Source organism: Kitasatospora sp. NPDC058184 (assembly GCF_042883725.1).
Taxonomy (GTDB): domain Bacteria; phylum Actinomycetota; class Actinomycetes; order Streptomycetales; family Streptomycetaceae; genus Kitasatospora.
In genome coordinates, this window is the sequence record NZ_JBHVVE010000002.1 from 249,348 (window position 1) to 266,767 (window position 17,420).

The 17,420-nt window shown below is 74.2% G+C and carries 16 protein-coding genes; 9 read left to right on the top strand and 7 right to left on the bottom strand.

Going from position 1 to position 17,420, the window contains the following annotated elements:
• Positions 1 to 93: 93 nt before the first annotated feature.
• Positions 94 to 1,263, top strand: coding sequence for an exonuclease SbcCD subunit D (locus ACFVXH_RS04330; RefSeq protein ID WP_387820101.1), 1,170 nt, complete (start codon positions 94 to 96; stop codon positions 1,261 to 1,263).
• Entirely contained in the window at positions 1,260 to 4,298 is a 3,039-nt protein-coding gene (locus ACFVXH_RS04335) for an AAA family ATPase (protein ID WP_387820103.1), read from the top strand. The genes ACFVXH_RS04330 and ACFVXH_RS04335 overlap by 4 nt, the downstream gene beginning before the upstream one ends.
• Before the next feature lie 31 nt (positions 4,299 to 4,329).
• Here ACFVXH_RS04335 and ACFVXH_RS04340 read toward each other — a convergent pair whose 3' ends face one another.
• Positions 4,330 to 4,548, bottom strand: a complete 219-nt coding sequence (locus tag ACFVXH_RS04340; protein WP_387820105.1) for a hypothetical protein — start codon at positions 4,546 to 4,548, stop codon at positions 4,330 to 4,332.
• A gap of 278 nt (positions 4,549 to 4,826) precedes the next feature.
• Here ACFVXH_RS04340 and ACFVXH_RS04345 point away from each other — a divergent pair, with 278 nt between their 5' ends.
• Positions 4,827 to 5,381, top strand: coding sequence for a DUF1990 family protein (locus tag ACFVXH_RS04345; protein ID WP_387820107.1), 555 nt, complete (start codon positions 4,827 to 4,829; stop codon positions 5,379 to 5,381).
• Positions 5,382 to 5,432: 51 nt separating this feature from the next.
• Here the strand turns inward: ACFVXH_RS04345 and ACFVXH_RS04350 are convergent, their stop codons facing one another.
• Positions 5,433 to 5,894 carry a YjbQ family protein gene (locus tag ACFVXH_RS04350; RefSeq protein WP_387820109.1) on the bottom strand — a complete coding sequence of 154 codons (462 nt, stop codon included), beginning with the start codon at positions 5,892 to 5,894 and terminating at the stop codon, positions 5,433 to 5,435.
• A 237-nt stretch (positions 5,895 to 6,131) separates the two neighbouring features.
• Positions 6,132 to 6,398 carry a hypothetical protein gene (locus tag ACFVXH_RS04355; RefSeq protein ID WP_049650625.1) on the bottom strand — a complete coding sequence of 89 codons (267 nt, stop codon included), beginning with the start codon at positions 6,396 to 6,398 and terminating at the stop codon, positions 6,132 to 6,134.
• 901 nt (positions 6,399 to 7,299) lie between these two features.
• On the opposite strand from ACFVXH_RS04355, the gene ACFVXH_RS04360 reads away from it, so the two are divergent.
• Positions 7,300 to 9,507, top strand: coding sequence for a CDP-glycerol glycerophosphotransferase family protein (locus tag ACFVXH_RS04360; RefSeq protein WP_387820111.1), 2,208 nt, complete (start codon positions 7,300 to 7,302; stop codon positions 9,505 to 9,507).
• A gap of 82 nt (positions 9,508 to 9,589) precedes the next feature.
• Here ACFVXH_RS04360 and ACFVXH_RS04365 read toward each other — a convergent pair whose 3' ends face one another.
• Positions 9,590 to 9,802, bottom strand: coding sequence for an EF-hand domain-containing protein (locus tag ACFVXH_RS04365; protein ID WP_049650627.1), 213 nt, complete (start codon positions 9,800 to 9,802; stop codon positions 9,590 to 9,592).
• 176 nt (positions 9,803 to 9,978) lie between these two features.
• Here ACFVXH_RS04365 and ACFVXH_RS04370 point away from each other — a divergent pair, with 176 nt between their 5' ends.
• Entirely contained in the window at positions 9,979 to 10,647 is a 669-nt protein-coding gene (locus ACFVXH_RS04370; RefSeq protein ID WP_049650628.1) for a 1-acyl-sn-glycerol-3-phosphate acyltransferase, read from the top strand.
• Between the two features lie 112 nt (positions 10,648 to 10,759).
• Here the strand turns inward: ACFVXH_RS04370 and ACFVXH_RS04375 are convergent, their stop codons facing one another.
• Both ACFVXH_RS04375 and ACFVXH_RS04380 read right to left on the bottom strand, forming a co-directional pair.
• A complete protein-coding gene (locus tag ACFVXH_RS04375; RefSeq protein ID WP_049650629.1) occupies positions 10,760 to 12,598 on the bottom strand; it encodes an ABC transporter ATP-binding protein in 1,839 nt (612 codons plus the stop codon).
• 211 nt (positions 12,599 to 12,809) lie between these two features.
• The gene (locus tag ACFVXH_RS04380) at positions 12,810 to 13,583 is read right to left on the bottom strand and encodes an SDR family oxidoreductase (RefSeq protein WP_074004271.1); all 774 of its coding nucleotides are present in this window, start codon (positions 13,581 to 13,583) and stop codon (positions 12,810 to 12,812) included.
• A 155-nt stretch (positions 13,584 to 13,738) separates the two neighbouring features.
• Between ACFVXH_RS04380 and ACFVXH_RS04385 the strand changes: the two genes are divergently transcribed.
• The 4 genes from ACFVXH_RS04385 (at position 13,739) to ACFVXH_RS04400 (ending at position 16,709) form a co-directional block, all read left to right on the top strand.
• A complete protein-coding gene (locus ACFVXH_RS04385) occupies positions 13,739 to 13,942 on the top strand; it encodes a hypothetical protein (protein ID WP_387820114.1) in 204 nt (67 codons plus the stop codon).
• A 78-nt stretch (positions 13,943 to 14,020) separates the two neighbouring features.
• On the top strand, positions 14,021 to 14,734 hold the full coding sequence (locus ACFVXH_RS04390; RefSeq protein WP_387820116.1) for a hypothetical protein: 714 nt from the start codon (positions 14,021 to 14,023) through the stop codon (positions 14,732 to 14,734).
• Positions 14,731 to 15,684: a DUF6895 family protein gene (locus tag ACFVXH_RS04395; RefSeq protein ID WP_387820118.1), complete on the top strand. Its 954-nt coding sequence runs from the start codon at positions 14,731 to 14,733 to the stop codon at positions 15,682 to 15,684. Before ACFVXH_RS04390 ends, ACFVXH_RS04395 begins: the two co-directional genes overlap by 4 nt.
• Positions 15,681 to 16,709 carry a serine hydrolase domain-containing protein gene (locus tag ACFVXH_RS04400; protein ID WP_387820120.1) on the top strand — a complete coding sequence of 343 codons (1,029 nt, stop codon included), beginning with the start codon at positions 15,681 to 15,683 and terminating at the stop codon, positions 16,707 to 16,709. Before ACFVXH_RS04395 ends, ACFVXH_RS04400 begins: the two co-directional genes overlap by 4 nt.
• A 48-nt stretch (positions 16,710 to 16,757) precedes the next feature.
• Here the strand turns inward: ACFVXH_RS04400 and ACFVXH_RS04405 are convergent, their stop codons facing one another.
• A complete protein-coding gene (locus ACFVXH_RS04405) occupies positions 16,758 to 17,420 on the bottom strand; it encodes a LysE family translocator (RefSeq protein ID WP_074004267.1) in 663 nt (220 codons plus the stop codon).

Sequence of the window (17,420 nt, forward strand, 5' to 3'; positions counted from 1 at the left end):
CCCGGGACCCCCGGGACCCCCGGGACCCCCGGGGTGTGTGGTTTCCACCGGGCCGGGCGGGATTGTCAGTGCTGCGCGTTAGGGTCGGGGACCATGCGACTGCTGCATACCTCCGACTGGCATCTCGGGCGCTCGTTCCACCGGGAGAGCCTGCACGACGCCCAGCGCGCCTTCCTGGACCACCTGGTGGAAGTGGTCCGGTCCGAGGGCGTGGACGCCGTGCTGGTCGCGGGGGACGTGTACGACCGGGCGCTGCCCGGGCTGGAAGCGATCGCGCTGTTCGACGACGTGCTGCACCGGCTGGCGGACCTCGGGGTGCCGACGGTCTTCATCAGCGGCAACCACGACTCGGCCCGCCGCCTCGGCGTCGGGGCGGGGCTGATCGGGCGGGCCGGCATCCACCTGCGGACCGACCCGGGCGAGTGCGCCGAGCCCGTCCTGCTGGCGGACGAGCACGGCCCGGTGGCGGTGTACGGGCTCCCCTACCTGGAGCCGACGCTGGTGCGCGAGCGGTTCGGGCTGGCCAAGGGCGGGCACGCGGCGGTGCTCGGCGCCGCGATGGACCAGGTCCGGGCGGATCTCGCGGCGCGCCCGTCCGGCACCCGGGCGGTGGTGCTGGCGCACGCCTTCGTCACCGGCGGCGCGCCGAGCGACAGCGAACGGGACATCGCGGTCGGCGGCGTGGCCTCCGTACCCGCGTCGGTCTTCGACGGGGTGCACTACGCGGCGCTCGGCCACCTGCACGGCTGCCAGACGCTCGCCCCGCACCTGCGCTACAGCGGCTCCCCGCTCGCCTACTCCTTCTCCGAGGTGAAGCAGCGCAAGACCATGTGGCTGGTCGACCTGGCCGCCGACGGCTCGGTGACGGCCGAACGCGTCCCCTGCCCCGAGCCGCGCCGGCTGGCGACGCTGCGCGGCACCCTCGACGCGCTGCTCACCGAGGAGGGGTACGCCGAGCACGAGCAGTCCTGGGTGCAGGCCACGCTCACCGACGCGGCCCGGCCGAGCGAGCCGATGGAGCGGTTGCGCCGCCGCTTCCCGCACACCCTCCAGCTGCTGTTCGACCCCGAGCGGAGCGAGGCCGAGCCCTCGCAGTCGTACGCGGCGCGGGTCAGCGGCCGCGGGGACCTGGAGATCGCGGAGGGCTTCCTGCGGCACGTCCGCCCCGGTGCCGAGCCGGAGCCGGACGAGCTCGGCTGGCTGCGCGAGGGCTTCGAGCACGTCCGGGAGACCACCGACCGGAAGGCGGACCTGCCCCGATGAGGCTGCACAAGCTCACCGTCACCGCCTTCGGCCCGTTCGCGGGCAGCGAGACGGTGGACTTCGACGCGCTCGCCGCCGGCGGGCTGTTCCTGCTGCGCGGCGCCACGGGCGCGGGCAAGACCAGCGTGCTGGACGCGGTCTGCTTCGCCCTGTACGGCGAGACGCCGGGCGCGCGCCGGGCCAACCGGCTGCGCAGCGACCACGCCGACCCGAAGCGGCTGACCTCGGTGGAGCTGGAGCTGACCCTCGGCGGGCGGCGGCTCCAGGTCACCCGGCTGCCGGAGCAGCGCCGGCCGAAGAAGGTCGGCACCGGCACCACCGTGGAGCGGGCGCAGACCCTGCTGCGCGAGTGGGTCGCCGACACGGGCGACGGCACGCCCGGCTGGCGGGGGCTCAGCAAGTCGCATCAGGAGGCCGGGGAGGAGATCCACCGGCTGGTCGGCATGAACCGGGAGCAGTTCTGCCAGGTGGTGCTACTGCCGCAGGGCGACTTCGCCCGCTTCCTCAAGGCCGACTCGGAGGAGCGCGGCAAGCTGCTGCGGCGGCTGTTCGACACCGAGCGGTTCCAGTACGTGGAGGCCTGGCTGGCCGAGCAGCGGCGCGGCCAGGAGGCCGCCGTCCAGGCCGGCCGGCGGCGGCTGCGGGACCTCGCCAGCAAGGCCGAGCAGGCGGCCGGTCCGGACGCCGAGCCCGCCGCGGGCTGGGTGCCGGCCGAGGACGACGCCGCCGGCCTGGCCGCCGGGGTGCTGGGCTGGGCGGCGGTCCTGCGCGGCGGCGCGGCCGAGCAGCTCGCTGTCGCCGAGGCCGCGCTCGCGGGTGCCGGGGCGGCCCAGCGCGCCGCCCAGGAGCGGCGCGAGGCCGCCGAGGAGCTGGCCGGCCGGCAGCGCCGGCACCGGGAGGCAGTGGGCCTGGCCGAGCGGCTGGCCGGCTTCGAGCCCGCCGCGGCCGCGGACCGACAGCGGCTGGCCGCCGCGCAGGAGGCCGTCGGGGTGGAGTCGGCGCTGCGGCTGCGGGAGAGCGCGGCCGAGGCGCTCGGTCGCGCCCGGCTGGCGGAGCGCCGGCACCGCGAGGCGCTGGCCGGCTCCGGTGGCGAGGGCCGGGAGCTCGCCGGGGCGGACACCGCCGGGCTGGCCGAGGCCGAGCTGCGGCTGCGGGCCGAGGTGGTCCGGCTGGAGGCGGCCACGACGGAGGAGCGGCGTTGCGCCGAACTCGCCCGCGAGCAGCGCTCCCTGACGGAGGACCGGCGCGCCGCCGAGGAGCTGGCCGAGGAGGCCGAGGACTGGCTCGCCGAGTTCGAGGACGGGCTGGCCCGCCTGGAGCAGCAGCACACCGAGGCCCGGTCGGAGACCTCGAGGGTCGAGCAACTGGACGGGCAGCGCGCCGAGTTGACCGTCCGCTTGGGCGCGGCCCGGGAGCGCGACGGCCTGCGCGCCGAGATCGCCGCGGCGGAGCCCCGGGTGGTCGCCCTGCGCACCGCCGCGCTGGACGCCCGCGAGCACAGCCTGGACCTGCGGGACCGCCGGCTCAGCGGCATGGCCGCCGAGCTGGCCGAGCAGCTGCGGGCGGGCCGGGCCTGCCGGGTCTGCGGCTCACCCGAGCATCCGGCGCCCGCCGAGGCCGCGCCCGGCAGCCGGGTCGGCGCCGAGGACGAGGAGCGGGCGCGCCGGGCGCAGGCCGCCGCCGAGCGGGTCTGGACGGAGGCCGACCAGGCGCTCACCGCGCTGCGGGTGCGCGAGGCCACCGCGTCCGGCGCGGCCGGGCCGGACGGTACGGAGGCGCTCGCGCAGGCCCTCGCCGGGCTGGAGCGCGAGCACCGCGAGGCGCGGCACGCGGCGGAGTCGCTCGGCCGGGTCGAGCAGGAGATCGCCCGGCTGTCTCAGGACCGTGCCCGCCGGGTCGACGAGCTGCACGAGGCCAAGGAGCGCGCGGCCGTCCTCTCCGACCGGCTGCTGGCGCTCGACACCGAGCAGCAGGCGCTGACCGCCCGGGTTGCGGCCGCCCGGGGCGAGGCGGCCTCGGTCGCCGACCGGGCCACGGCCCTCACCCGGCTCACCGAGGCGGTCGCCACGGCCGCGGTCGCCGCCCGGGCGTACGCGGAGGCGGCGGCCCGGCTCGGCGAGGCCGAGGAGGAGCTGGGCAAGGCCGCCGCCGCGGCGGGCTTCCCGGACGCCGCGGCGGCGCTGGCGGTGCTGCTGCCGCGCGAGGAGCGCGAGCGGCTGGAGGCCCGGCTGGAGCGGCACCGCGCGGAGACCGCCGCCGTCCGCCGCGAGCTGGCGCTGCCGGAGCTGGCCGAGGCCGCGGTCCGTCCGCCGGTGGACCTGCCCGCCGTGGCGGCCGCGCTCGGCACCGCGACCGACCGGCTCGGCCGGGCGCACGCCGCCCACGCGGCCGCCCGAGAGCGCTGCGGGGCGCTGGCCGCGATCGGGCGGCAGCTGACCGGGCTCGCCGCCGAACTGGCCCCGGCGCTGGACAGGTACGGGCGGATCAACCGGCTCGCCGCGCTCGCGGCCGGCACCTCGGCCGACAACCGGCTGCGGATGCGCCTGGAGTCGTACGTCCTGGCGGCCCGGCTGGAGCAGGTCGCGGCGGCGGCCAGCGACCGGCTGGTCCGGATGTCCGGCGGGCGCTACACCCTGGTGCACAGCGACGACCGGGGCACCGGGACCAAGCGCTCGGGCCTGGCCCTGCGGGTGGTCGACGCCTGGACGGGCACCGAGCGGGACACCGCGACCCTCTCCGGCGGCGAGAGCTTCTTCGCCTCGCTCTCCCTCGCCCTGGGCCTGGCCGACGTGGTCACCGACGAGGCGGGCGGCATGCCGCTGGACACCCTCTTCATCGACGAGGGCTTCGGCACCCTCGACGAGCACGCCCTGGAGGAGGTCATGGACGTCCTGGACGGACTGCGCGAGCGGGACCGCGCGGTCGGCATCGTCAGCCACGTCGCCGACCTGCGCAGCCGCATCCCCGCCCAGTTGCTGGTCCGCAAGGGGCGGCACGGCTCGACCCTGGCGCTGGCCGGGCGGGAGGACGCGTAGGGCCTGAACCCCCGGACCCTGGTCCGGAGGTTCAGCCCGAGCAGGCGATCCGCTGCGCCTGCTGCCAGGCGCACACCGGGCAGAGGGTGCTGCCCGGCTGGTCGGCGGGCAGTTCGGTCGGCTCGCCGCACAGGACGCAGTCGGCGCGCGGCCCGGCCGCCCGCGGGTCGTGCCACAGCGCCGCCTCCGCTCCGCCGTCGGGCGCGAGTTCGCAGACGCCCGCTTCCTGGTTCGCACCGGTGTCGCTCATACCGACTTCCTACTCCGCGCCGCCGCCCTGCCGCAACACGCCGCAGGTGACCGGGCCGCCGCCCGCCCCTCTCTCCCTCCGCCCCGCCCCGCCTCGCCTCGCCTCGCCAGCAGCGAACAGATGTCAGAAAACGTTCGCTGAAAGCTGTCGGCTGAACTCTGTTCGCTGACGTTCGTTCGCTGAAACCTGTCCGCTGAAACCTGTTCACTGAAGCCCGCCACAGGTCCGCCCCCGCCCCGCCGACGGCCCCCTCCCACCTGGCGGTTACCGTGGCCGGCATGCCCACCGACCTGCACCGACGCCTGCTCGCCGCCCGCGCCACCACCCCGTCGTACCCCGAGGTGGGTGCCACCCGGGACGGGGGCGGGCGGCTCCCGGACGGCTACGCCCACCTGCGGCGGCGGGTCCACCTGGGGCACGGGCCGGAGGTGCTGGAGCGGGCCGGGCGCTACGTGTTCGGCTGGGGCAGCCAGTTGGGCACCGGCTTCGCGGTGCACCCGGCCGGCCCGGCCCGGGAGGGCGGGACGGTACTGCTGCGGCTGAACCTGCCGGGGAGCCGGTGGCCCCGGCTGGTGATCCCCTGCCGGGTGGTGTGGACGGTGGAGGAGCCGGACCGGATCGGCTTCGGGTACGGCACCCTCCCCGGGCACCCGGAGTGCGGCGAGGAGGCGTTCCTGGTGTCGATGGACGCCGGCGGCGAGGTGTGGTTCGAGGTCACCGCGTTCTCCCGGCTGTCCGCCTGGTACGCCAGGCTCGGCCGGCCGGTGGCCCTGCTCTGCCAGCACCTGGCGATCGAGCGCTACCTCGCCGCGGTGGCCGCGCACGTCCGCTGAGCCACCGGGTCCGCCGAGGCCACCCGCCGTACCGCCCGCCGTTCCCGCGCGTCAGCCGAGGAAGGACAGCCGGACGGTCCGGCGCGGGTTGTCCCCGTTGGTGTCGACCAGGACCACCGACTGCCAGACGCCGAGGGCCAGTTGACCGCCGAGCACCGGCAGGGTCGCGTGCGGGGCGACCAGTCCGGGCACCACGTGGTCCCGGCCGTGGCCCGGGCTGCCGTGCCGGTGGCGCCAGCGGTCGTCGGCCGGGAGCAGGTCGCGCAGGGTGGCGAGGAAGTCGTCGTCGCTGCCCGAACCGGTCTCCAGTACCGCGATCCCCGCGGTGGCGTGCGGGACGAAGATGTTGAGCAGGCCGTCGCGCCCGGTGGCCCGTTCGTCGAGGAACTCGACGCAGCGGTCGGTGATGTCGAGCGCGACCTCGCGGGAGCCGGTGGTGATCTCGAAGGTGCTGCTCTGGAAGGTGGTGGTCGGGAGCGAGCCGGTCTGGGTGGAGTGGTTGTTGTCCGCCATGGCGCCATCCTGTCCCAGGTCAGCGGGCCGGGCGTACTCCCTCGCCGTCTGGCCGTGCCGGGCGGGCAAACTCGCATAGGCTGAAAGGTTCAGACCACATCACCCCGGACGGCCGCGACGCTCCCCCGGGCACCGCCCGGACGCCGTCCGGACACACTGAAGACCCGGCGGACCGGACGGTCCACCGGGTCGGTTCCGACCGGGCGGCGGGGAGGGACCCGTGCCGCACCGGTCGGACTAGCCGCGCCCGCCGAAAAGGCTCCGCCGCAGCCGACGCAGCGGCGTCAGCAGCGAGATCCTGGTGTGGCGACGACGGGTCGTCGGGGCCTCGGCGCCGCGCGGCGTGAGCTCCCTTATCAACCCGAGCGCCTCGGCGGTGTCCACCGCCGGGAGTGCGGGCGCGCCGAGCACGGCCAGGTGTCGGTCGATCCGGCGGCCGGTCGTGCCGACACCGCACTGGATCGCCGGCACGCGGGGCCGAGTCCGCACTTGCATGTGTTCCATCAGTTTTTCCCACCCCTACGAGGCGCCAGGGCCGTGAGGCGAAGACTATCCGTGAAGGACGGCCTTCGCGCAACCGTCCTTGGTGTTGTGCCACCGTATCGTGCGGCGTCAACTGACGAAGCACCAGGGGCCGCCCGGCCGGTCACGACTAGGCATCAATGATGGTGCACGACCGGCCATCCGTCACCAGGGCGGGCGGGCGCGAGTGCGGCAACCCTGCGCATGACGCGCGCCCGGCGCACAGCGGCGCCCCGGCGGCACCCCGCCCACGCACCGCCGGCGCCGACCGCCCGCACCGACCGCTTCCCGCCCGCCCCCGCCCGCGTCCCCCTATTAAGGGGACAGCCGCCACATCGACAAAGCGATCACCGACCGGCCCATCGGGCACGGCCCGCCCGGGCATGACCGCCCGAGCGCGGACCCCGATGACGCCGTGACCGACCGACTTCAGGAAGTGAACACATTCGAGGGATTGACTCCCGCCGAACCTCCAAGCAATATCGGATGCACACGCCAGTGCCCGCACCGCACTCAAGCGTGTGTTCGAGTGATGAAGAACTCCGGCTCCCGCGAGCCACTGCCCGGCCGCCTCGACGCTGCGGTGGCCAGGCTCGCGCGGTGCCCGGACCGGCGGTCGGTCGTCGAGGGTCGGCCGGATCGCCACCTGACTGCCGGTGCCGCCCCGCGAGGGGCCCGGCACCGGCGGTTCCGGGTCCGCCACGGACGGCTTGTCCGCCACGGACGGCTTTCACGGACACCCTTCCCGGACACCCCCCGAGCCCCCGCCGCAGCCGCGGCGCCGCCACCGCCGCCCAGGCCCCCCAAGGGCCGCAAGGCCCCGGAAGGCCCGCACCGGACGTCCGCGCAGGTCGCGCCCGGTGGATCGGTACACTCGGCCAGCGTGTCCCTCCTCCTCAGCATCGTGCTCCCGGTCCACGGCGTGGAGCGGTACCTCCCGCGCTGCCTCGACTCGATCCTCGGCGACGTCCCCGCCGCCGAGACCCGTTTCGAGGTGATCGCGGTCGACGACCTCTCCCCCGACGGCTCCGGCGCGATCCTGGACGCCTACGCGGCCCGCGACAACCGGCTGCGGGTGCTGCACCTCACCGAGAACCAGGGCCTCGGCGGCGCCCGCACCGCCGCCCTGCCGCAGGCCCGCGGCGAGTACGTCTGGTTCGTGGACAGCGACGACTGGGTGCCCGAGGGGACGGTCGGCACGCTGCTGGACGAGCTGGCGCGGGAGCGTCTCCGGGAGACCCCCGCCGACGTGCTGCTCACCGGCTTCACCCACGTCTACCCGGACGGCGGGACGGAGCCCAACCCCTGGCGCCACGTGCTGGCCGACTCCCCGCTGGTCGAGGGCTGCACCCTGGCCGAGCACCCGGCGCTGTTCCAGACCGTGATGTCGGTGTGGAACAAGCTGTTCCGCCGCGCGTTCCTGGACGGCCTCGGCGTCTCCTTCGGCCGCGGCTACTACGAGGACATCTCGGTCACCTACCCGGCGCTGCTGGCCGCCGAGCGGCTGCGCTACCTGGACCGCCCCTGCTACTTCTACCGGCGCGGCCGGGACGGCGCGATCACCGCCACCGCCTCCCCCAAGCACGCCGACGTGTTCGCCCAGTACGACGCGATCTTCGCCTTCCTGGACCGCCCGGACCGCCCCGGCCGGCCCGTCCCGGACTCGCTGCGCACCCTGGTCTTCGACCGGACCGTCCGCCAGGCCCTGAACGTCTACGACACCCCCGGGCTGGTCCCCACCGACCTGCGCAAGGACTTCTTCCAGCGGATCGCCCGGCACTTCGACCGCCATCGCCCGGCCGGCTACCGCTTCCCCGGCGGGGTGCGCGGCGTGCAGTACCGGCTGGCCGCCCGCGGCGCCCGGATCGCGTACGCCGAGCTGCGCCGCACCGGCCGGCTGCCGCGCGAACTCAAGCGCGGGGCACGGGCGGTGGCGCCCGCGGTGAAGAAGGGGATGCGCAGCGGCGCCCGGTTCACCGCGTACAACGCGTTCCGCCGGCTGCCACTGGACCAGCACCTCGCGGTCTACGCCGCGTACTGGCACCGGGGTTACGCGTGCAGCCCGGCGGCGATCTACGAGAAGGCGAAGGAACTCGCCCCGCGGGTGCGGGGCGTGTGGGTGGTGGAGAACCGCGCCCAGGCCGCCACGCTGCCGCCCGGGGTGCCGTACGTGATCGTCAACACCCCCGCCTACCTCAGGGCGATGGCGACCGCCAAGTACTTCGTCAACAACGTCAACTTCCCCCGCACCATGACGAAGCGGGCGGGCACGGTGCACGTCCAGACCCAGCACGGCACCCCGCTCAAGGCGATGGGCATGGACCTGCGCGACCATCCGGCGGCGGCCGAGGGGATGGACTTCGACCTGCTCCAGGAGGCCGTCGACCGCTGGGACTTCCTGGTCTCCCCCAACCCGCACACCAGCGGGCACTTCGCCCGTGCCTTCCCCGGCCGGTACGAGATGCTGGACACCGGCTACCCGCGCAACGACCGGCTGGCGAACGCCACTTCGGACGAGGTCCGGGCGATGCGCGAGCTGCTCGGGCTGCGGCCGGACACCCGGGCGGTGCTGTACGCGCCGACCCACCGGGGCAGCAAGGGCGGCTACGTGCCGCTGCTGGACGTGGCGGAGCTGGCCCGGCGGCTGGGCCCGGACTTCACGCTGCTGGTGCGCACCCACTACTTCCACGCGGACGGCCCGGGCGACCTGACGGCGGCCGGTGCGGAGTCGGCGCGGATCGTGGACGTCTCGGCGCACCCGACCGTCGAGGACCTCTACCTCGCGGCGGACATGCTGGTGACGGACTACTCGTCGATGATGTTCGACTACGCGGTGCTGGACCGGCCGGTGGTGGTCTTCGCCCCGGACTGGGAGGAGTACCAGCGGGAACGCGGCGTCTACTTCGACCTGTTCGCGGAGCCGCCGGGCGCGGTCACGGTGGACGCGGACGGGCTGGCGCGGGCGCTGCTGGCGGGCGACCCCGAGCCGGCGGCGCGGGCCGACTTCCGGGCGAAGTTCTGCGTCTGGGACGACGGCGGGGCAGCGGAGCGGGTGGTGCGCCGGGTGTTCCCGGTGGAGAAGGAGAAGTAGGAGGAGCGGCGCGGGAGCGTCCGCGGGACCTCCGGACGGGGCCGGCGCCGCCGGTACGGCGACCGGCCCCGTCGGCACGGGCTCAGCGCCGGCGGGCGGCCAGGAACTCCTCGAAGGTCAGGACGCCGTCGTGGTTGGTGTCCATGCTGTGGATCAGCGCCTCGGCCATCGAGATGGTGACGTCGTGGTCGCCCATCTCGTTGGCGGCCAGAGCGTACTCGGCCGGGGTGATCTTGCCGTCGCCGTCCTTGTCGAAGCGGTCGAAAAAGGCCTTGATCGCCTCGGTGGTCTCCATGGTGCCCTCCTGGGTACTGCGGGGTGTCGCTCGGTTCGGACGGCCGTACCCTACCCGGCCGTGGTGTTCGCCACGGTCGCCGGGAGTGGACGCGCGCCGGGGTCGGTGTCGTAGTCTGCGGATCTGATTGCAGGCCCGGGCTCCTCCCGGGCGATCGTTCGTCCAGGGAGGGAATCGTGCTCGACCTCGCCACCAAGTTGGTGCTGAAACCGGTCTCGCGGGGGATCTGGCGGCCGGTCATCGAGGGAATCGGGAACGTGCCGCGCAAGGGCGGGGTGATCCTGGCCAGCAACCACCTGTCCTTCATCGACAGCGTGGTGATCCCGCTGACCGCCCCGCGCCGGGTCCACTTCCTCGCCAAGGCCGAGTACTTCACCGGCACCGGGCTCAAGGGCCGGCTCTCCAAGGGCTTCTTCGAGGCCATCGGCGCCGTGCCGGTCGAGCGCGGCACCTACCGTTCCGCTCAGGCCTCGCTGGAGTCGGCGCTGGAGATCCTGGAGGACGGCAAGGCCTTCGGCATCTACCCCGAGGGCACCCGCTCCCTGGACGGCCGGCTCTACCGGGGCAAGACGGGCGTCGCCTGGCTCGCGCTGACCGCGGGCGTGCCGGTGGTGCCGGTGGCACTGGAGGGTCCGGAGCAGATCCTGCCGGTGGGCAAGCGGCTGCCGCGGCTGAAGAAGGTGACGGTCCGCTTCGGCGAGCCGCTGCACTTCGACGAGCTGCACGGGCAGGCCCGCTCGCTGAAGGCCCGTCGGCAGGTGACCGACGAGGTGATGGCGGCCATCCAGCGGCTCTCCGGCCAGGAGGTCGCGGAGAGCTACAACGAGGTCCCGAAGGCGGCCTGACCGCCGGCCCGTCCCGGGCGCACGCGCTCGCACGCCGGCCCGTCCCGCGCGTCCGAGCGCGGCGGCCGCCCCGTCGGCCCGGCTCGACACGAACCCGGGCGCACCCGCCCCGTCACACGTGCCCGAGTGCGGCCGGTTCGGGCTGCCGGGCGGCCTCCGGCACCTCCCGGCGCAGCAGCGCCGCGTACCGTCCGTCCAGCGCCACCAGCTCCTCGTGGGTGCCGAGTTCGACCACCTCGCCGTGGTCCAGGACGGCGATCTGGTCGGCGGCGCGGACGGTGGAGAGCCGGTGCGCGATGGTGATGGTGGTGCGGCCGGCGGCCAGGGTGTCCACGGCCTGCTGGACGGCGTGCTCGGTGCGGTTGTCGAGCGCGCTGGTGGCCTCGTCGAGGATGAGCACCGGCGGGTTGCGCAGGATCGTCCGGGCGAGTGCGAGGCGCTGCTTCTCGCCGCCGGAGAAGCGGTAGCCGCGCTCGCCGACCAGGGTGTCGTAGCCGTCCGGGAGGGCGGCGATGGTGTCGTGGACCTGTGCGGCCCGGGCGGCCTCGACCAGCTCGGCGTCGCTGGCGCCCGGCTTGGCGAAGCGCAGGTTCTCGGCGACCGAGGCGTGGAAGAGGTAGGTCTCCTGGGAGACCACGCCGACCGCGCGGGCCAGGGTGTCGAAGGACAGTTCGCGCACGTCCACGCCGTCCAGGGTGACGCTTCCGCCGGTGACGTCGTACAGCCGCGGGACGAGGTAGCTGAGGGTGGTCTTGCCCGAGCCGGTCTCGCCGACCACGGCCAGCGAGCTCCCGGCCGGGACGGTGAGGTCGACGCCGGCCAGGGTGGGGCGCTCCTGCGCCGGGTCGTAGCGGAAGTCGACGTCCTTGAAGCGGACCTCGCCGCGGATGTCGGTCAGGGTGACCGGGTCGGCCGGCTCGTCGATCTCCACCGGCAGGTCGAGGTACTCGAAGATGCGCTGGAAGAGGGCGAGCGAGGTCTGCACGTCCACGCCGGTGGAGAGCAGGCTGACGGTGGGCCGGAAGAGGCCCTGCTGGAGGGTGACGAAGGCGACCAGGGTGCCGACCGAGACGATCGGCGCACCGGCGGCGGAGGTCAGCCCGGCCGCCCAGTAGATCAGCGCGGGCATCGCGGCCATCACGATCTGGATGGTGTTCATCCGCCAGCGCCCGGCCATGCTGGCCCGCACCTCCAGGTCGGCGAGCTGGTCGGACTGCCCGGTGAACTCCCGGGCGAGCGAGCCGGAGCGGCCCATGGTGCGGCCGAGCAGGATGCCGCTGACCGAGAGCGACTCCTGGACCGCCGAGCTCATCGCGGCCAGCTGCTTCTGCCGCTCGGTGGTGATCTTCTTGCGCTCCTGCCCGACCCTGCGGCTGATCCAGACGAACAGCGGGAGCAGCAGCAGCGAGACGACGGTCAGCCGCCAGTCGAGGGCGACCATGGCGACGACGGAGGCGACCACGGCGGTCAGGTTGGAGACCAGGCTGGTCGCGGTGGAGGTCACCGTGGACTGCATGCCGCCGATGTCGTTGGCGATCCGGGACTGCACCTCACCGGTGCGGGTGCGGGTGAAGAAGGCCAGCGACTGCCGCTGGAGGTGGCCGTAGACGGCGGTGCGCAGGTCGTGCATCACGCGCTGGCCGACGGTGGTGGAGATCAGCGTCTGGAGCACGTTGAAGATGCTGTTCACCACGGCGGTCAGGATCATCCCGAGCGCGAGCAGGCTGAGCAGCCCGGTGCGGCCCTGCGGGATGGCGGTGTCCAGGACGGCCCTGAGCAGGAAGGGCGAGACGACCGAGACCACGGCCGAGGCGGCGACCAGCAGCCCGACGACGGCCAGGCGGGCCCGGTACGGGCGGAAGAGCGCGAGGATACGGCGCCACTCGGCCGGTGGGCGGGGTTCGCCCTCGGCTCGCTCGGGCGGGGTCCAGTCGATGGCGGTGGGCCTCAAGGACGGGCCTCCCTGGGTGGGGCGGTCGGGTGCGGGGCAATATAGCGAGGATAGCTCATAGTTAGATAAGCTAATAGTGACTATTGCCCTATTCCTCGTCCGTACAGGCTCCGCGGAGCGCCCGTACGATCCCTGCGAAGCGCGCGTACGGACCCCGCGGAGCGCGCGTACGGGCCCGCGGAGTGCCCGACCGCCCCGACCGCCCCGGGCCTCAGTTGGTCCGGTAGGTGCGCGCCGCCTTCGAGGAGACCCCGCCGAGCTTGCCGGAGGGCAGCATTCGGGCGATGGCCACGGCGACCTTGTACCGCTTGCCCGGCACGGACACGGCCCGGCCGCGCGCCAGGTCGCGCATCGCCTCGTCCACCACCCGCTCGGCGGACAGCCAGGACCAGGACGGGATGTTCCCGGTGCCCATGCCGGCCCGCTGGTGGAACTCGGTCCGGGTGAAGCCCGGGCAGAGCGCCATCATCCGAACGCCCGTACCGCCGAGGTCGCGCAGCACGCCCTGGGTGAAACTGACCACCCAGGCCTTGCTCGCGCCGTACGTGCCGCGCGGCAGGAAGGCCGCCACCGAGGCCACATTGACGATCGCACCGCGGCCGCGCTCCCGCATTCCGGGCAGGGCGGCCGTGGTCAGCCGCAGGATCGCCTCGATGTGCACCTTCAGCATGGCCAGCTCGTCCTGGAGCGGGACGGTCCCGAAGGCGCCCTTGTTGCCGAAGCCCGCGTTGTTGACCAGGAGGTCCACCGGGCGGGCGGGGTCGGCGAGTCGGGCCTCGACGGCGCCGATGCCCTCGTCGGTCGCGAGGTCGGCGGTCAGCACCTCCGTCTCGATGCCGTACCTGCCGTGCAGGTCGGCGGCGGCGCGCTCCAGGCGCTCGGTGTCCCGGGCCACCAGGACGAGCTGGTAGCCGCTGCGGGCGAGCCGTCGCGCGAAGGCGGCTCCGATGCCGGCGGTCGCGCCGGTGATCAAGGCTGTGGTCATGCCCCCGACCGTACCGACTCGCCGCTTCCGGACCCACACCGAGGGCGATTTCCCAGCTCAGAGAGTTGCGGATGCAGCCCCCGGGAGGTGCTCGTACTGTCGAACGGGGGCATCGTCCGACCGGGCGGTGAAATCCAGACGAGGAGGCACTTCTGATGCTTACTCAGTTCCGGACCGCGACGACTACGACGTCACACAGCGCGACGCTCGAAGCCGAAACACTCGCGAGCCTGATGGTGGAGGAAGAGGCCGTCGTGTCCGACGCGCCCACGTACTCGCCCGAGGCCGCGGGGCTCCTGCTCCTGCTCGGCCTGGTCCTTCTCTCCCCGAAGGGCCCGAAGGAGAAGCCGATCAGGTAGCCGGGCCCCACCCACGGGGCCGCGTGCCCCTGGGACCCCGCGCCCATCCCGAGTCTCCTGAAGGAGTAGCTCACCACCATGCCGTTCGCCGAAACCCCTCTCCGTGACGAGTACGCCGCGGCGGTCGAGCGGGTGGCCGGCCGGACCCTCGACGCCCTCCGGGGCGCCGGGGGTGCGGCCGCACTCGCGGACCCCGACACCGCCGTACCCCGCCCGCTGCTGGCCGCGGTGCGCGTGCTCGGCGCCGACCTCTTCACTCCGCAACTGCTCGCCGGGGCCGAGCCCGACGGGCCCACCGCCGCGCTGCTCGCCGAGGCCCGACGGGCCTTCCCCGCCCCGGCACCGACGTCCGCCGAGGCCGCGCTGGTCGTCGCCTGGCAGGACTGGGCAGCCGACCGGCTGCTCGCCCGCACACCGTACGGGGACCCCGCACCGGCCTCACCCCCCGCCCCGCCGCCCGGACCTGACGACCTGGGCTGGCAGTCCTGGTCGGTACGGATGGCGCAGTTGTCCGTGCTCGCACTGCCCGGACTGGACGGCCCGGTGCACGACGCCGCCCGCGCCGGCACCGCGCAACTCGCCCACGGCACCGTCCGCTCCATGCTCCGACGGGACTTCACCACCGCCGTGCGGCTCGCCCGCTGGCTCGCCTGGGCGAGCACCGAGGGCCTCCCGCTACGGCTGGAGGTCGAACCGGTCCTGGACCGGACCCACCTGGTCGGCATCGGCGCCGTCCGGACCAGGCTCGAACTCGCCGTCGCCCAGCGCCTGTTGGAGGGAAGTCCGGCATGACCGACACCCAGACGCTCACCATCGCCCAGCAGCTCGGCACCCGCGCGCTGTCCTGGCTGCACACGTCGTACCAGGGCAGCTACGGCAAGTTCGCGGACAACGCCATCATCAACCTCTCCAAGCCGGACGACATCTACAAGCCGCTCTGCGAGGTCGCGATGGCCTCCTCCCTGGTGCTGCGCGACGGGGTCGCCGGACCGCAGGACATCCACGCCGCGCGCGACCTCATCACGACCGCCTGGGGCCAGCTGCGCGAGGGCGACATGCTCTACGAGCGCCAGCTGCGGTACGTCACCATCACCGACCCGCTGGAGACGTACGCCCACTTCGCCCGGCTCGGCTACCGGCACGCCGCACTGGAGGAGTTGCTCGAATCCCTCAGCCGGCTGCGGGCCGTGCACGCCGTCGAGATCCAGGGCAGCCGGCACCTGGCCGTGGCCAACGCACGGCGGATCATCGAGCTGAGCCACCGGCCGGACTGGGCCACGCTCGCCGCCCGCACCTGGCTCGGCGCGCTCCCCGAACCCTGGACCGTCTCCTGGTCCACCGCCTACCAGGTCACCCACACCGTCTTCCACCTCACCGACTGGGGCGCCCGGCCCCAGGACCTGCCCGAACCGATGCGGGACTACCTGCGCGACTGGCTGCCGGTCTGGCTCGACATCTGGCTGGAGATCGGCGAGTGGGACCTGGTCGGCGAACTGCTGATCGTCGACTCGTGCATCGGGGAACCCGTCACCGGACGGTCCGGCTGGGAGGCCCTGGCCTCGGTGCAACGGGCGGACGGCCTCGTGCCCCGGGACAACGAACCGATCGAGGACGACCCGGAGTTGGCCATCCGCGCGCACGAGCACACCGCCGTGGTCGCGGTCGTGGCCGCGACGGTCGCGCTCTCCCGGGCACTCGGCGGCGCGAACGGCGCCGACACCGCCGACACCGCGGCCGCATGAACGAACTCGACACGGCCGTCCGGGCGGCAGTCCGGGCGGCCGCACCGTACGCGACCGCGGTCACCGTGGCCGTGGCGCGCGACGGACAGGGGGAGGTGCGGTGCTTCGGACGCCTCGCCCGAGGGCGGGCGGCCGCCTGCACCCCGGACACCGTCTTCGAACTCGGCTCGGTCAGCAAGACGTTCACCGCGCTGCTGCTCGCCGAACTGGCCACGCGCGGCGAACTCTCCCTCGACGACCCGGTCGAACGCCGACTGCCGCCCGGCTGGCGCCCGATCGCCGCCCGCTCCCCCGAGCCGATCCGGCTGCTGCACCTCGCCACCCACACCTCGGGGCTGCCCGGGCTGCCCCCCGGACTGCTCACCGGAGCCGTGCCGACCTGGCAGACCAACCCGTACGCGGCGTTCGGCGACGACCAGTTGAGAGCCGCCCTGGCCCTAACCACCGTACGCAGCAGGCCCGGCAGCATGCACCGGTACTCCAACTACGGGGTCGGGCTGCTCGGCCGGCTGCTGGCCGAGACAGGCGGACTGCCGTACGGGGAACTGCTCGCCAAGCGGGTCCTGATGCCGCTGCGACTCGACGCCACCACCTGCGCGCCGGACGCGCCGAACCGGGCGACCGGCTACCGGCGCGGCCGGGCGATGCCGACCTGGCGGATCCCCGGGCTGCCGGGCGCCGGCGCGGTACGGGCCAGCGGAAGCGACCTGCTGCGCTTCCTCCAGGCCCACATCGGCGAGGGGGAAGGCCGGCTGGGGGCGCCACTGGCCGAGGTCCAACAGGTCAGACTGCGGCTCCCGCACTCCTCCGACGAGCTGTGCCTGGTGTGGAACCACCGCCGCTCGGGAGGGCGCGACCTGTACTTCCACTCCGGCGCGACCCGGGGGTTCACCTCCTTCGTCGGGTTCTCACCGACGGGCGGGACGGCGGTGGCGGCCCTCGCCAACACCGGCCCCAAGCGGGGCGGACGGTTCGTCCAGGCGGGGTACGAGGTGCTGCGGACCGCCACCGGCCGTAGCGCCTAGGTACTCAACACCTGCCACCCGACAGCTGGATCGTTGCGGCCCCGGCCCTCAGACCGCCACGGCCTTGGCGCGGTCGGCGGCGATGTGCACGGCGAGGCCCGCGAGGACGGTGCCCATCACGTAGCGCTGGATCCGCAGCCAGCCGGGGCGGCGGTTGAGGAAGGCCGCGATGCCGCCCGCGCTCACCGCGATCAGGCCGTTGACGGTGATCGCTATCGCGATCTGGGTCAGGCCCAGCAGCAGGCTCTGCAGGGCGACGTGACCGCGTTCCGGGGCCACGAACTGGGGCAGCAGCGAGATGTACATGATGGCGATCTTGGGGTTGAGCAGGCAGGTCAGGAAGCCCATCGCGAACAGCCGGCGCGGCGGGTCCGGCGGCAGCTGCTGCGGGGCGAAGACCGCCGTGCCGCCCGGCTTGACCGCCTTCCAGGCCAGCCAGAGCAGGTACCCGGCACCGGCCAGCTTGATCGCGGTGTAGAGGGCGGGCACCACCGAGAACACCGCGGCCACCCCCGCCGTCACCGCGACCAGGTAGACCAGGAAGCCGGCCGCGACCCCGGTCAGCGAGATCAGCCCGGCGCGGCGGCCCTGCGCGATCGAGCGCGAGACCAGGTAGATCATGTTCGGCCCGGGCGACAGCACCATGCCCAGGGCCACGGCGGCGATCCCGAGCAGGGCCCGGCCGTCCACGGCGGATGTCAACGCGTCCAT

Coding starts and splice junctions, on each gene's coding strand:
- ACFVXH_RS04400 (WP_387820120.1), top strand. CDS start 15,681: ATGAACGAACTCGACACGGCCGTCCGGGCGGCAGTCCGGGCGGCCGCA.
- ACFVXH_RS04340 (WP_387820105.1), bottom strand. CDS start 4,548: ATGAGCGACACCGGTGCGAACCAGGAAGCGGGCGTCTGCGAACTCGCG.
- ACFVXH_RS04385 (WP_387820114.1), top strand. CDS start 13,739: ATGCTTACTCAGTTCCGGACCGCGACGACTACGACGTCACACAGCGCG.
- ACFVXH_RS04345 (WP_387820107.1), top strand. CDS start 4,827: ATGCCCACCGACCTGCACCGACGCCTGCTCGCCGCCCGCGCCACCACC.
- ACFVXH_RS04395 (WP_387820118.1), top strand. CDS start 14,731: ATGACCGACACCCAGACGCTCACCATCGCCCAGCAGCTCGGCACCCGC.
- ACFVXH_RS04355 (WP_049650625.1), bottom strand. CDS start 6,398: ATGGAACACATGCAAGTGCGGACTCGGCCCCGCGTGCCGGCGATCCAG.
- ACFVXH_RS04335 (WP_387820103.1), top strand. CDS start 1,260: ATGAGGCTGCACAAGCTCACCGTCACCGCCTTCGGCCCGTTCGCGGGC.
- ACFVXH_RS04365 (WP_049650627.1), bottom strand. CDS start 9,802: ATGGAGACCACCGAGGCGATCAAGGCCTTTTTCGACCGCTTCGACAAG.
- ACFVXH_RS04390 (WP_387820116.1), top strand. CDS start 14,021: ATGCCGTTCGCCGAAACCCCTCTCCGTGACGAGTACGCCGCGGCGGTC.
- ACFVXH_RS04405 (WP_074004267.1), bottom strand. CDS start 17,420: ATGGACGCGTTGACATCCGCCGTGGACGGCCGGGCCCTGCTCGGGATC.
- ACFVXH_RS04380 (WP_074004271.1), bottom strand. CDS start 13,583: ATGACCACAGCCTTGATCACCGGCGCGACCGCCGGCATCGGAGCCGCC.
- ACFVXH_RS04330 (WP_387820101.1), top strand. CDS start 94: ATGCGACTGCTGCATACCTCCGACTGGCATCTCGGGCGCTCGTTCCAC.
- ACFVXH_RS04350 (WP_387820109.1), bottom strand. CDS start 5,894: ATGGCGGACAACAACCACTCCACCCAGACCGGCTCGCTCCCGACCACC.